At 41.2% G+C, this 13,801-nt stretch carries 11 protein-coding genes and 2 tRNA genes; 6 read left to right on the top strand and 7 right to left on the bottom strand.

Features of this window, described 5'->3' with window-relative positions:
* Nucleotides 1–43 precede the first annotated feature (43 nt).
* Nucleotides 44–1,060 (bottom strand): sulfate ABC transporter substrate-binding protein, encoded by a 1,017-nt coding sequence (locus AC4CUY_RS19260; RefSeq protein WP_336953682.1) that lies wholly within the window; start codon nt 1,058–1,060, stop codon nt 44–46.
* Nucleotides 1,061–1,305: 245 nt separating this feature from the next.
* Complete coding sequence (locus AC4CUY_RS19265) at nt 1,306–2,298, bottom strand: sulfate ABC transporter substrate-binding protein (protein ID WP_004816641.1); 993 nt, start codon at nt 2,296–2,298, stop codon at nt 1,306–1,308.
* A 363-nt stretch (nt 2,299–2,661) separates the two neighbouring features.
* Between AC4CUY_RS19265 and AC4CUY_RS19270 the strand changes: the two genes are divergently transcribed.
* The 5 genes from AC4CUY_RS19270 to AC4CUY_RS19290 all read left to right on the top strand — a co-directional run bounded on the left by AC4CUY_RS19270 (nt 2,662) and on the right by AC4CUY_RS19290 (nt 5,350).
* Nucleotides 2,662–2,973 carry a hypothetical protein gene (locus AC4CUY_RS19270; protein WP_004725398.1) on the top strand — a complete coding sequence of 104 codons (312 nt, stop codon included), beginning with the start codon at nt 2,662–2,664 and terminating at the stop codon, nt 2,971–2,973.
* Nucleotides 2,974–3,111: 138 nt separating this feature from the next.
* Nucleotides 3,112–4,620: a glutamate--tRNA ligase gene (gene gltX / locus AC4CUY_RS19275; RefSeq protein ID WP_004725395.1), complete on the top strand. Its 1,509-nt coding sequence runs from the start codon at nt 3,112–3,114 to the stop codon at nt 4,618–4,620.
* A gap of 58 nt (nt 4,621–4,678) precedes the next feature.
* Nucleotides 4,679–4,754 (top strand) — tRNA-Ala (locus AC4CUY_RS19280).
* 26 nt (nt 4,755–4,780) lie between these two features.
* A tRNA-Glu gene (locus AC4CUY_RS19285) sits at nt 4,781–4,856 on the top strand.
* A gap of 152 nt (nt 4,857–5,008) precedes the next feature.
* Nucleotides 5,009–5,350 (top strand): hypothetical protein, encoded by a 342-nt coding sequence (locus AC4CUY_RS19290; protein ID WP_004725393.1) that lies wholly within the window; start codon nt 5,009–5,011, stop codon nt 5,348–5,350.
* Nucleotides 5,351–5,390: 40 nt separating this feature from the next.
* Here AC4CUY_RS19290 and AC4CUY_RS19295 read toward each other — a convergent pair whose 3' ends face one another.
* Nucleotides 5,391–6,359: a cation diffusion facilitator family transporter gene (locus tag AC4CUY_RS19295; RefSeq protein ID WP_105713824.1), complete on the bottom strand. Its 969-nt coding sequence runs from the start codon at nt 6,357–6,359 to the stop codon at nt 5,391–5,393.
* 152 nt (nt 6,360–6,511) lie between these two features.
* Between AC4CUY_RS19295 and AC4CUY_RS19300 the strand changes: the two genes are divergently transcribed.
* The gene (locus AC4CUY_RS19300) at nt 6,512–7,312 is read left to right on the top strand and encodes a DUF4198 domain-containing protein (protein ID WP_419306235.1); all 801 of its coding nucleotides are present in this window, start codon (nt 6,512–6,514) and stop codon (nt 7,310–7,312) included.
* Nucleotides 7,313–7,384: 72 nt separating this feature from the next.
* On the opposite strand, the gene AC4CUY_RS19305 is transcribed toward AC4CUY_RS19300, so the two are convergent.
* From AC4CUY_RS19305 to AC4CUY_RS19320, 4 genes are read right to left on the bottom strand one after another with little or no spacing between them, the layout of a single operon-like run.
* Nucleotides 7,385–10,576 (bottom strand): efflux RND transporter permease subunit, encoded by a 3,192-nt coding sequence (locus AC4CUY_RS19305; protein ID WP_419306234.1) that lies wholly within the window; start codon nt 10,574–10,576, stop codon nt 7,385–7,387.
* The gene (locus AC4CUY_RS19310; protein ID WP_490774594.1) at nt 10,566–11,870 is read right to left on the bottom strand and encodes an efflux RND transporter periplasmic adaptor subunit; all 1,305 of its coding nucleotides are present in this window, start codon (nt 11,868–11,870) and stop codon (nt 10,566–10,568) included. Before AC4CUY_RS19310 ends, AC4CUY_RS19305 begins: the two co-directional genes overlap by 11 nt.
* A gap of 1 nt (nt 11,871) precedes the next feature.
* Nucleotides 11,872–13,236 carry a TolC family protein gene (locus tag AC4CUY_RS19315; protein WP_089605281.1) on the bottom strand — a complete coding sequence of 455 codons (1,365 nt, stop codon included), beginning with the start codon at nt 13,234–13,236 and terminating at the stop codon, nt 11,872–11,874.
* A gap of 58 nt (nt 13,237–13,294) precedes the next feature.
* Nucleotides 13,295–13,777, bottom strand: coding sequence for a cation transporter (locus AC4CUY_RS19320; RefSeq protein WP_490774595.1), 483 nt, complete (start codon nt 13,775–13,777; stop codon nt 13,295–13,297).
* Between the last annotated feature and the right edge of the window lie 24 nt (nt 13,778–13,801).

Below are 13,801 nucleotides of genomic sequence, written 5' to 3' on the forward strand. Positions count from 1 at the left end.
AACCTCCTAAAAAGGAGGTTGATTCAATCAAAATAGTTGATGTTTAGCGCTTGCTATTATAAATCTGATCAAAAACACCGCCATTGGCAAAGTGAGTTTGTTGCGCTTTTGCCCAACCACCAAAGACTTCATCAATCGTAAAAGTTTTCAGTTCAGGGAATTGATTGGAATATTTAGCTAAGATTTTTGCATTGCGCGGGCGATAGAAATGGCGTGCTGCCATATCTTGACCTATTGGAGAATACAAATAGTTAATATAACCCGTTGCTAACCATTTATTGCCATTCTTCTCTACTGTTTTATCAACAATTGCCACTGATGGTTCAGTCAAAATTGACATCGAGGGGTAGACAATATCAAACTTATTGCCAGATGCTTTCTTACTCACCATGGCTTCATTTTCCCACGTCAGTAAAACATCACCAATCCCACGTTCAGCAAATGTGGTCATCGATGCACGTGCAGCTGGATCCATAACTTTTACGTTATGGTACATCTTAGAAACAAAATCACGTGCTTTAGCATCATTACCACCTGGTTGTTTAAGTGCATAGCCCCAAGCTGAGAGATAGATCCAGCGAGGTAAACCACCTGTTTTAGGGTTAGGCGTAATGATTTGTACCCCAGGTCTGGTCAAATCTGTCCAATCCTTGATGCCTTTGGGATTACCTTTGCGTACCAAAAACACAACGGTAGACGTATACGGTGCTGAGTTATTTGGAAATTCTTTTTCCCATCCTGGGTTAATTTGACCTGATTTCACAATTTCGTTGATATCATTGGCCAAAGCTAAGGTCACCACATCACCTTTTAAGCCATCAACCACGGCACGCGCTTGTTTTCCCGAACCACCATGCGATTGTTTAAAATCAACAGTCTTACCTGTACGAGATTTCCAGTAAGCACCAAATGATTTATTAAACTCATCATAAAACTCACGCGTTGCATCATAAGACACATTTAAAAATTCACGGTCAGCAGCATAACTTGCTGTCGTTGCAACAGTTAATCCCGTCACCATAACCACAGCACTCATCAGTGCTTTAAAATTAGTTTTCATATTATGAGTGCTAACATCGCTAAAATTATTCTAAATATATGAAATAAGCGAATAAACTTCAATCAAAAAGCGAAATACCCGCAAACTTAGAACAGATTAAAAAATCCATCTATGGTTTTAATTGATGAAAGCGCTCAACATCACTGTGGCTTATATTTTGTCTGTTTTATTTGTTTTATCACAAATATTTCAAGCTAAAAAAGCCCCCCTTTGATCAAAGAGGACTTGTTTGTATTTGATTCAAATTACTTTTCAGCCGTAAATTGATCGTAAATCCCCCCATTGGCAAAATGGGTTTTTTGCGCTTTTGCCCAGCCGCCAAAAACTTGATCTATGGTAAAGAGTTTAATTTTCGGAAATTTTGCCGAATATTTGGCTGCAGCTTTGGCATTACGCGGACGGAAATTATATTTTGCTGCCAAGTCCTGCCCAACTGGTGAATAAAGATAATTTAAATAGCCTTTTGCTAAATTACGATTACCATCTTTATCAACCACTTTATCGACGATTGCGACTGAAGGCTCAGCTAGGATTGAAATGGATGGATAAATAATTTGATATTTATCTTTATCTGGACCAGACGTCGCCAAAATTGCTTCATTTTCCCAAGACAACAAAACATCGCCAATACCACGATCCGCAAATGTTGTGAGCGAACCACGTGCACCTGAATCTAACACTTTGACATTTTTATATATTTGTTTGACTAATTCACGCGCTTTTGCATCATTGCCACCCGGTTGTTTTAATGCATAGCCCCACGCTGATAAATAAATCCAGCGCGGCGCACCGCCTGTTTTAGGGTTTGGTGTAATAATTTCAACCCCAGGTTTTACCAGATCATTCCAATCTTTAATTGCTTTGGGATTGCCCTTACGCACTAAAAAAACAACGGTAGATGTGTAGGGCGCAGAATTATTTGGAAATTCTTTTTGCCAGCCCTTTTCAATCAAACCCGCATTGACAATTTCATCAATATCATTGGCCAAAGCCAGTGTCACCACATCTGCTTGTAAACCATCTACTACTGAACGTGCTTGCTTACCAGAACCGCCATGAGACTGCTTAAATTCAATATCTTGGCCTGTTTTTGATTTCCAAAATTGACCAAAACTCTTGTTATATTCCTGATAAAATTCACGGGTAGGATCGTAAGATACATTTAAAAATTCTTTCGCTGCATAAGCATTCCCCGTGACGATTAAACTGATCGCACTTAAAAGCAGTAGTTTTTTCATTTCTTTCTCGGTTTTTAATGATTTAGAAGCACTATATTTTTATTATTTTAATTTAACAATCAATTATTTATAAATATTTAAACTATCTTATTCATAATTTAAGATATCTAAAAATGTGTATTACTCATGTAAATTATTTGGTATATTTTTTACACAATTTAACCTAAACTTGAATTCTTCACGATTCATCCACATTTATGTGTTATCAATTAAAATATTACATTTCGTTTCAATGATTGTTTTTTAAACATTTTTTGTGTAGTATTATTAAAAAATGTGACGTAGTTATGCTTTTTGTAAGTTGTTTTGCTACAATAACCATGTTCAAGAACAAAAATTTGACCATCAAGGGGAGCCGATGGAATGAATGATTCTTATTTAAAGATCTTGGGCTTAAGTCTAGGACTCGCAGTGATGGCACAGACAGGCCATACTGCTGCAATTAAAGATACGACCAAGCCAATACAATCGTTAATTGTTGTGGTAGATAAACAATCACCGATTGAAAAAGCGCTCAATCAACAAAAGCGTGGCGAGAATAAACTGATCTCAGATAAAGATCAGCTTAAAGTTTTAACGTCGATTAAAACCACAGCCTCACAAAACTTTTTAGCTGAACAACATCAGAAATTTTCTTGTTTTGTACAAGCTTTATTCCAACCGCATACTTTGTAAAAATTTGATTTAGAAAAATAAATTCTACGCTCCTCAAAAGAATTTAGAAGCCCAATCGTTTATTGGTGAATTAACCCTTAAGCAGTTGGGCTTTTTCGTTATAATAGTTTCAATTTACATTCTGAATAATATTTAGTTATGAAAGTCCGTACTCGTATTGCACCCTCTCCAACTGGTTTTCCGCATGTAGGCACTGCCTATATCGCCTTGTTTAATTTATGCTTTGCACAACAACATGGTGGCGAATTCATTCTTCGTATTGAAGATACCGACCAACTCCGTTCAACCCCTGAATCTGAAAAAATGATTTTAGATTCACTACGATGGTTAGGTTTAAATTGGTCAGAAGGGCCTGATATCGGCGGACCTCATGCTCCTTATCGCCAATCTGAGCGAATGGGAATCTATAAACAATATGCTTTAGAACTTGTTGAAAAGGGTCATGCCTTTTACTGTTTCGCAACGGCGGAAGAGCTTGATCAAATGCGTGCTGAACAACAAGCCCGTGGTGAAACCCCTGGTTATGACGGTCGTGGCCTAAAACTTTCCCCAGAAGAGGTACAACAGCGTTTGGCTGCGGGTGAAGCCCATGTGATCCGTATGAAAGTCCCTGAAGAAGGCGTTTGCCAATTCAATGACTTACTTCGTGGTGAAGTGGAGATTCCTTGGGCGCAAGTCGACATGCAAATTCTACTCAAAACAGATGGTTTGCCAACTTATCATTTAGCCAATGTAGTCGATGACCATTTAATGGAAATCACCCATGTGATTCGTGGTGAAGAATGGATTCCATCTGCACCAAAACACCAGTTGCTCTACCAATATTTTGGTTGGGACATGCCAACATTGTGCCATATGCCATTGTTGCGTAACCCAGACAAGTCAAAATTGTCTAAACGTAAAAATCCAACCTCAATCAACTACTATAAAGACATCGGTGTGCTGCCTGAAGCGTTACTAAACTATTTAGGCCGTATGGGTTGGTCAATGCCAGATGAAAGAGAAAAATTCTCTTTGGCTGAAATGATTGAACACTTTGATATTCAACGTGTGTCTTTGGGTGGTCCAATTTTTGATGTTGAAAAACTAAACTGGCTCAATGGACAATGGATCAAAGCACTCAGCCCTGCTGAACTGTTAAATACACTTTTGGCTTGGAAATCTGATCGCCAAACCTTAGAAGATATTGCTGCGGCCATTCAACCACGTATTAACTTACTGTCTGAAGCAGTAAATTGGGCTGGTTTTTACTTCAATCAATTCCCAACATTGACCAAAGAGCAATTTGACAGCAAAAAGTTGACTGAAGAACAAGTTCGTCAAAGCTTACAATTTGCAATTTGGCGTTTAGAAAGCTTGTTTACCTGGAACAACGATACTGTGAGCCAAACATTGATGGATTTAGCGAATCAAATGGAAATCAAACTCCGTGATTTCATGCCAGCATTCTTTATCGCAATTGCTGGTTCAACATCATCTACTCCTGTGATGCAATCGATGGTCACCATTGGCCCGGATTTAACCTTTGCCCGTTTACGTCATGCACTTGAAATTGTGGGTGGCCCGAGCAAAAAAGAAGCAAAAGTTTGGGAAAAACTGAACGAAAGCATCAAATTGCCGAAAAATGATGCAGTTGATGAAGCTTAATTAAATTTTCTGTTGACGTGTGAGCGCAATATCCCTAATATTGCGCTCACACAGACTGGGGGTTATAGCTCAGTTGGTAGAGCGCTACAATGGCATTGTAGAGGTCAGGAGTTCGATCCTCCTTGACTCCACCAAAAGTTTTACCTGTGTTGCCTCACTTGTCCCTATCGTCTAGAGGCCTAGGACATCGCCCTTTCACGGCGGTAACCGGGGTTCGAATCCCCGTAGGGACGCCATATTCAAGATGGCGACATCTTTGTAAAAAGCCCAAGCATAATGACTTGGGTTTTTTATTGCCTAAATTTTGCTTTTAAGCTGCTATTCAGTCTTTTTTGCATTCTAAAATAGAACGATTAGAATATGCTTAGATTATAAATGTGGAGCCACCATGCAATACCAATGTCCAAAGTGCCAAAGTCGAAAAATCTTGCCTGTTACCCATGGGAATACGCCTGCTGTACGTCCTGTTGTTCCAAAAAGCTTGGTATTTTTGATTCCGTTACTGTTTATTTTGTTGTTACTGGTCGTCATTAGTATTGTGATGTGGATTTTCAGCAACGGTGCAGGTCAAACATTGCAAATTGCAACAGTTGTGGTCTTCATTGCAGCTGTGATTGCAGGGGTAATGTTTTGGCGTGATCTGCCTGATTTTAAAATATCAATGCAATCATTTATGCAAGCCAATAAAAGCTGGAAGTGCCGTGACTGCAATCATGAGTGGCAAATCTAATCCTTCAGCTTTGCCTCATGTTCAAATCAAACCATTCACCTTAATGTGAATGGTTTTTTGCTTCATCTGTATGTGTGTCATCATCAGCATTACTGTGATCATGCCCATCTGATTCATGCGAATGCACCATACACTCATTGTCTTCAATTTGTAGCGTCATCTCAGTAATCCCATGTTGATGGCTGAGCATTTCCATGACCTGTTGATACAGTTGATTCCGATCCGCTTCTGGTGCAAATAAATGTACTGTCAGATGCACATTTTTAGATGTAATGGCCCAAACCTTAAGTTGATGAATACTTTCTACACCTTTAACCGATAAAAGATCATTACGTAATTTTTCAATATCAATTTCCTCAGGCACACCTTCCAGTAAGATATTGATACTTTGTTTTAGCAGAACCCATGTTCTTGGTAAGACCCAAAAGCCAATGAGTACAGCAATAATCGTATCCACCCACATCCAGCCGGTGAAATAAATAATTGCGCCCCCGATGATCACCCCCACAGAACCCAGTGCATCACTTAACACTTCCAGATAAGCACCTTTTATATTGAGGCTTTCCTTTGAACTGGAGAATAAAATCTTCATTGAAATGAGGTTAATCACCAACCCAATAACCGCCACAACCATCATACCGACACTCTGAATTTCAGGGGGTTGGCTAAAGCGCTGATACGCCTCATAGAGAATATAAATTGCAACCACAAACAGCATCATGGCATTAAACAGCGCTGCTAAAATTTCAAAACGCTGATAGCCAAAGGTCCGTTTATCATCTGCGGGTAATTTACCAATTTTGATGGCAACCAATGCAATTGCCAATGCTGCTGCATCAGTAAACATATGTGCTGCATCGGACAATAAAGCCAAGCTTTGCGTCATGAAACCCGCAATCACTTCAACAATTAGAAAGGTACTGGTTAACGCCAATGCAAAGGTTAGTTTTTTTACATTTCCTTCTGTGACGACAGCATGACTATGATCATGCCCTTGTTGTTCACTCATGTTCATACCTCTGATTTTGTTTTATCAAAATATTGAATATTTTTTCTATTTATTATTGATAATAATTATTATTATCAATAATAAGGTTTCTTCTATATAATGGCGACTATATTTTCCACAGTTCAAATACCCCTGTTAATGGAATATCGACAATGAAAAAATACCTCTACCTTTCTGTACTTCTTTGCTCTTATAGTTATGCACATGAACCCTATGTTGCACCTCTGGGCTATAACACCACAAATACACAAATCCCAGTGATTGCATCCTATGCTGAAGAAGCACTAAATGCAGAACATGCCATGAAACAAACCGCGCTCAACGTGATTCAACCAGATCAAAGCAAATTACAAGTTGAAGCTGCAAGCACTTTAAAATCGGCTACGGTGTTTGACTTAGCCTTACCACAAGCAGGCACCTATCACCTGTTCAGCAAAGCGTCTTTCCCACTCAAATATGTCCAACATAATAAAGAATGGAAAATGCTTTTTGATGTCCCTGCTGAGAAAGCAGGTAAGATCGCTGAGCGCGAATATGTGATTCCTGCTGACTTTAAGAAACCGCCTGTACCGATCACCATTAACCGAGAATGGTCAATCCAAAGCTATATTTCTAAAGAAAAAACGTCACCTATTCAAAACAACACTGATGCTGCAATACAAGTCGAATTTAAAACCCACCCCAACAGCATTACTGCGCAGCAACCTGTACAAATCTTGATTAAAAAATCAGGACAAGCACTCAAAAATGCTGAACTGCTCATTCGTGCTCAAGGGCAAACCGATAAACAAGCACAAAAAGTTCTAGTTGCTCAAGATGGTTCAGCAACAGTCACTTTTCCTTATTCAGGGCAATATTTGCTTGAAGTCAGTGAAGCATTTAACAAAACCACTCAACCTGTAAATCAAAATTACACCATCATTAGTTTAGGTGTATTGCCTATCAGTCAATAATAAACTGTCTATACAGTTTCAATGCCTCACCCTTCTTGGCTAAGAACGGTGAGGTTATTTTTAAATTAACGATCAACCATCCGTTTGTGCTTTAACTTTACGTTCATTCATCCAGCGATAAATCACCGGTAAAATCACCAAAGTCAGTAAGGTGGATGACATGATGCCGCCAATCACCACGGTTGCCAGTGGACGCTGAACTTCCGCACCTGTCCCTGTAGCCAACGCCATCGGCACAAAACCTAACGATGCCACACAAGCCGTCATCAATACGGGCCTTAAACGTAAAATTGCACCTTGCCATGTGGCCTGATAAACATCCAGTTGTTGACGTAATTCCTTAATAAAGGTCAACATCACCAAACCATTTAATACCGCCACACCTGAGAGCGCGATAAAGCCCACACCTGCAGACATCGACAATGGTATACCGCGAAGCCACAGTGCAATCAAACCACCACACAGTGCAAATGGCACACCAGTAAATACCAGCAAACTTTCCTTAAAGTTATGGAAAACGGCCATCAACAGCACAAAAATAGTTATCAACGCCAGTGGAACGACCAGCTGCATACGTGCCTTCGCAGAGGTTAGGTTTTCGAACTGTCCGCCATAACTCAACCAATAACCCGCAGGCATTTCCTGCTTCGCCAAAGTCGATTGTAATTCGGTGACAAATGAGCCCAAATCGCGCCCTTCGACATTGGCAGTCACAACGACACGACGTTTACCATTTTCACGACTAACCTGATTAATACCGAGGATATTTTCAACTTTAGCCACATCCTGAAGTTGGATTAGACCACCATTCGGTGTTTGAATAGGTAAAACGGCCAGATGTTCAGGTGTACGTTGAGCATCATCCAGACGAATCACAAAGTCGAAACGGCGGTCACCTTGTAGGATTTGCCCAACATTCTGCCCACCGACGCTGGTTGCCACCAAGTCTTGAATCGCTCTCACCGACAGACCATATTGCGCTGCCGCGGCTTTGTTCACTTCAACATTTAAAAGTGGTAGGCCTGAAGTCTGTTCCACATTGACGGCAGTTGCGCCAGTAATCCCTTTGATTTGTTGTGCAATCTTAGTGGCTTGTTGATTCAACACCTCCATATCATCGCCAAAAATCTTGATCCCCACATCACTTCGCACACCAGAAATTAATTCGTTGAAACGCAGCTCAATCGGTTGAGAAAACTCACTATTATTTCCGGGTAATGTACCAAGAAATGCAATCATACGTTGACGTAGCTCATCAATTGTTTGCTTTGGATTCTTCCATTCATCACGTGGCTTTAACAGCACCACAGCATCGGAAATATTAGGTGGCATGACATCTGTTGCCACTTCTGCCGTCCCTGTACGGGCAAATATAGCTTTGATTTCTGGAAACTCTTTGAGCAATAACTTTTCAGTATTCTCCTGCATACGTAAAGACTGCTCTAGGCCAGTACTTGGTGAACGCATTTGTTGTACTGCAAAATCGCCCTCACTCAAGGTGGGTGCAAACTCACTACCAATTTGAGTGGCAAGCACACCTGTTAAAAACAGAATACTCACCGCAAGGGTGACGACTAACATTCTAAAGTTATAGGCTAAATTGAGTAGTTTTTCATATTTTTGCTTTAACCACAGCATCCAGCGACTTTCTGTTTCTTTAACTTCACCATTAACAAATAAAGCCACTGCAGCAGGGACAAAAGTAACCGAAAGAATGATTGCACCCACCAATGCCAATACCACCGTCATAGCCATTGGGTGAAAGAGCTTCGCTTCAACACCAGACAGAGCGAAAATAGGCAAGTACACCACTAGAATAATTAATTGACCAAAGATTAAAGGGCGACGCGCCTGCTTTGCCGCAAGAAAAACTTCTTTAAAACGTTCTGCTCGTGAGAGTAATCTGCCTTTTGCATGCTGTGCCTCTGCCAGTCGCCGAATACAGTTTTCAACAATAACGACCGCACCATCCACAATGATCCCGAAATCCAGTGCGCCTAAGCTCATCAGATTGGCACTAATTTTCTGCTCAGCCATACCCGCCAAAGTAAACAGCATCGATAACGGAATCACACACGCAGTAATTAACGCGGCACGGAAATTACCAAGAAATAGGAACAGAATAACAATAACCAGAATGGCCCCTTCTACAAGGTTCTTCTGTACTGTACTAATCGCACGCTCGACCAAAGCTGTCCGGTCATATACGGTTTGAATCACAATACCTTTCGGTAAAGATTGCTGGACTTCCTTGATTTTGGCATCCACTGATTTCGCCACAGTACGGCTATTTTCACCCATCATCATCATGGCGATACCGAGTACTGTTTCCTCGCCATTGTAAGTTGCACCACCTGTACGTAGATCATGTCCAATCGAAACAGTCGCTACATCTGCAACTCGGATCGGAAAACCATTTTTATTGCCGATACTTACATTTTGAATATCTTCAATATTGTTCAAGGTTCCTGGAACACGTACTGTCAATTGCTGCCCATTGGTTTCAATAAAACCAGCACCACGGTTTTCATTGTTTCCAGTTAAAGCGTTTTGTAGATCACTGACAGGGATTTGTAATTGTTGCAAACGATTTAAATCAGGCGTGACCACATAGGTTTTATTGAAGCCGCCAATGGAGTTGACCTCTGCAACACCAGGAACACGTTGTAACTGCGGTCGTACAATCCAGTCCTGAATTTCACGTAAATCCATTGCTGTATAGGGCGTACCATCAGGTTTTTTCGCATTCGGCTTAGCCTTGATCACCCACTGATAAATCTCCCCTAGCCCTGTCGATACAGGGGACATTGTCGGTGCAATATCATCTGGCAGTTCGGTTTGGGCTTCTTGTAAGCGTTGATTAATCTGTTGTCGTGCCCAATAAATATCCGTTCCATCTTTAAAAATAATGGTCACTTGCGATAAACCATAACGGGAAATAGAACGGGTCAACTCTAGCTTAGGTAAACCCGCCATCGCAGTTTCTATGGGATAGGTAATCCTTTGCTCAACTTCTAATGCAGTAAAACCAGCCGCTTGGGTATTCACTTGCACTTGGGTATTGGTAATATCAGGTACAGCATCAATCGGTAATTTTTGATAACCGTAAATCCCTACGCCAATCCATGCCACAATAAACAGCATGACCCAAATGGCATTTTTAATCGAAAATTGAATCAGTCGATCAAACAATCCTTCAGGTTGAGGTAATGCTGAATCCGCATCGAGATCTAACTTAGAATCAGAAGAATCATTAATGCCCATGGCTCGCCTCTCCTTTTTCTAATTCAGATTTCAGCAAGAAGCTGCCTTGAGCTGCATATTGCTGCCCTTGGGTCAAACCAGACTTCACTTCAATCCACTGACCATCACCGGATACCTGACCCAGTACAACAGGCTGTGCAGTAAACTCGATTTTCTTGTCATGTTCACTGGAAACGAAAACAATATCCTTTCCTTCAACTTTCTGTATGGCACTTTTCAGTACACGCAATGCTTGAGCAGTGCCTTGTTGTTGCAGTTGAACATTGACCATCAAATTCGGGCGTAATTCAGCCGCATTCGACAACACTTTGGCACGCATTTGTAAACGTCCAGTCTGCACATCAGCTTCACTATTTAAACTTTGAATCTGTGCTTTAAAGGTATTCCCTGTTTGCAGTGACTTAAATTCCAGCTGTTGATTTGGTGCAATCGCTGAGAATTCAGAACTTGGTACAATAAATTCAAGCCATAACTGATCCAGTTGATCAATGATAAATAACTGGCTGGCAAGCTGTACATTTTCACCCATGACCAAATCTTTTTTGCTGATGATGCCTGCGATTGGTGCTGTGAGAACATAGCGACCATTACTGCTCGATGAGGCACCAAAAGCAGATAAACGTGATCTGGTGGCTTGTACCTGAATCTGTGCTTGTTTATAGGCATTGTAAGCCCGTTGATAATCCTGCTTGGCAGAAATACCTTGTGACCATAACTGACGCTCTCGTTCATAGTCCTGACGTGCCAGCTCTAAGCTTGTTTGTGCGACCTGTAAATTCGCCTGCTGATCAACCAAATCAGGCACCACCAAGGTCGCCAATGCCTGCCCTTTTTGCACACGCTGGCCTAACTCAACATTGACTGCAACCACCTGCCCACTAAATGCAGGTGATACATGTGCTTGACGGTCGGTATTGACCATAACCTTTGCAGGATAAGAAGCTGATTTGGTAACAGTACCCATCTCTACTTTAGCAAGTTTGATTCCTTGTTCAGTAATCTGCTGAGCAGTCAAACTAATGGCTTCAGCATTCTCTTTCTCGCCACCCTCTTCTTCACTGTGCTTCGCTTCTTCGGAACCATCTTTGGTGGTTCCCTTAGCATTTTCATCATGTGAATGTCCTTCTTCAGCATGTTCTGCTTCTTTTTCACCGCCTTCTTTGCTCGTGCCTTTTTTGGTTGAAAAGAACAACCCCATGGCAATAAGAGCAGTCATTACAATAGTAATGATGATCAGTAGGCGTTGAGAAATTTTGCCTTTCTGAAGTTTAAAAGATTTAAATTGATTCAGCATATTAATTTCCCCCACCCACGATTGGTAAAGCTTGTGTTTCCTGCCATAAACTCTGATTGATCTGTGCTAAAGCGTCTTTTGCCATGATTTGACTTGGTTCAATACCGAGACTCAGACTTTCCGCTTCAATGGCACGTTGCCAGCCATCTTTCAATAATTGCACTTTTCTCAAACGCACTTCTTGCAACTGTAACGTTGCGAGTTGCACATCGTTAACGGCAAATTTACCGACAGTAAACCCCTGCAAAGTTTTACGTTGAACCTGAGCTGCAAGCGGAATCTGAGACTCATCGACTGCTTTAAACTGTACTTCCAGTCCTTGCAATTCAGTCAATAATGTTCCCACCTGCAAAGCATTTTGGCGGAGATAAAACTCCTGTTGTCTACTGAGTAAATCCTGCTTTGCTTGCGCAATTTGCACACCGTATTGCTGGCGGTTGAAAATATTCAATGGGATAGAGACCCCTACAACTAAAGCATTGTCAGTCGAGGTTTCAGGTGATCGAGTACGATTCACGCCTAAATTCACAGTCGGATTAGGCCGTGCCGAAGCTTTTAATTGCGCCACTGTCGCTTTTGCTTGCAACACCTGTAACTGACGTGATTTTTCAAAAAGATTGTCGGCGAGATATTCTTGTACCTGTTGGTGTGTCGAAGACGGCCATAAAGATTGAGGATTTAAACCGATACGAATCGATTTATCAGCATCCCCCCAAAGGTTGGACAATTGCTGCTTGGCAACTTGCACCTGCAAATCGGCTTGACGATATAAGCGAGCATTTTCTGCATGACTCAGTCTGGCACGATCTACATCAACCTGAGCGACACTTCCGGCTTGATAGCGCTTCTGAATCGCATTCAGATTTTCTTCACTGACGTTGAGCTGCTCTTGAACCACGTTGCGTTCTAACTCAAAAATCGCGAGCTGTGACCATTGGTATTTCACAGCCAATTCAAGTTGAGCCTGATAAATCCGCTGATTTAAGTCACTTTGATCTTTTGAAAGTTGTGCCAACCTCTGTGCTGACTTACGTTCACCAAAAATATCCAATCGTTGAGAAACACCAATTGAAAGCTCTTGATCTTGATTGGAACCAAAACCCGTTTGCGATACGGATAACTCTGGATTTGTCCACAGTTTTGCTTGTTTGATGTTCGCCGTTGCAATTTGTTGCTGTGTTTGCCAGACGTTCTGCGTTTGCTGATATTGCTCAGTTTTTGCAATTGCCTGTTGTAAGGTTAATGCTTGAGATGGGTTGTCTGCCCAACTAAGAGATGACATCACACTCAACATCAGTGCACCGAGCAAAGACGGCCTAAAACCAAATACAGGCTTTTGTACTAAATTACGTATTTCTTTTGACATAAAAATGCCCCACTAAATTAAACCATTAGCGGTGGGCAATCTTTTTGGCTACCCCACCTTATAGCGGGGATGAGAGAGGCGGAGGATTGGGCAAATATAGATCAGGTGACTGGTACAAATTATTCCAGCCAATAAAGCGGGATTCAGGGTAGCCTATACCTATAAACTTAGGCTGCGCTGTTTGTTGCTGATCATCAACCACAATAAAATGCGCAAAGGAAGGCAAATGGTCACGATGATCATCATTTATATGATTAAGGAAATCATTGGAACGCACATCATGTTGGTGTGCTGATAATTGTTTTGACGCGGACTGATCAGAAATCGGTTTATCTATCCCATACACATCCAATAGCTGCGGATGCTGTTGCTGATCTTGAGTACAATCAGGCGCATTATGGTGCCCAAAATGCTGACTAATTAATCTTTGTGATGGAAGCGCAGTATTTTCATGATCACAAAAAGCCGCCGCTACATTCCAAAGACTTTGGAACATAAACAAACTAAGCAAGACTGTGATGAAAACACTTGAGCGTTTCACAGATTCTATCCGAAATCAAAAAAA

Source organism: Acinetobacter sp. 778_lipA, assembly GCF_058242985.1.

Coding starts and splice junctions, on each gene's coding strand:
- AC4CUY_RS19260 (WP_336953682.1), bottom strand. CDS start 1,060: ATGAAAACTAATTTTAAAGCACTGATGAGTGCTGTGGTTATGGTGACG.
- AC4CUY_RS19305 (WP_419306234.1), bottom strand. CDS start 10,576: ATGGGCATTAATGATTCTTCTGATTCTAAGTTAGATCTCGATGCGGAT.
- AC4CUY_RS19265 (WP_004816641.1), bottom strand. CDS start 2,298: ATGAAAAAACTACTGCTTTTAAGTGCGATCAGTTTAATCGTCACGGGG.
- AC4CUY_RS19290 (WP_004725393.1), top strand. CDS start 5,009: ATGCAATACCAATGTCCAAAGTGCCAAAGTCGAAAAATCTTGCCTGTT.
- AC4CUY_RS19300 (WP_419306235.1), top strand. CDS start 6,512: ATGAAAAAATACCTCTACCTTTCTGTACTTCTTTGCTCTTATAGTTAT.
- AC4CUY_RS19310 (WP_490774594.1), bottom strand. CDS start 11,870: ATGCTGAATCAATTTAAATCTTTTAAACTTCAGAAAGGCAAAATTTCT.
- AC4CUY_RS19315 (WP_089605281.1), bottom strand. CDS start 13,236: ATGTCAAAAGAAATACGTAATTTAGTACAAAAGCCTGTATTTGGTTTT.
- AC4CUY_RS19295 (WP_105713824.1), bottom strand. CDS start 6,359: ATGAGTGAACAACAAGGGCATGATCATAGTCATGCTGTCGTCACAGAA.
- AC4CUY_RS19270 (WP_004725398.1), top strand. CDS start 2,662: ATGAATGATTCTTATTTAAAGATCTTGGGCTTAAGTCTAGGACTCGCA.
- gltX (WP_004725395.1), top strand. CDS start 3,112: ATGAAAGTCCGTACTCGTATTGCACCCTCTCCAACTGGTTTTCCGCAT.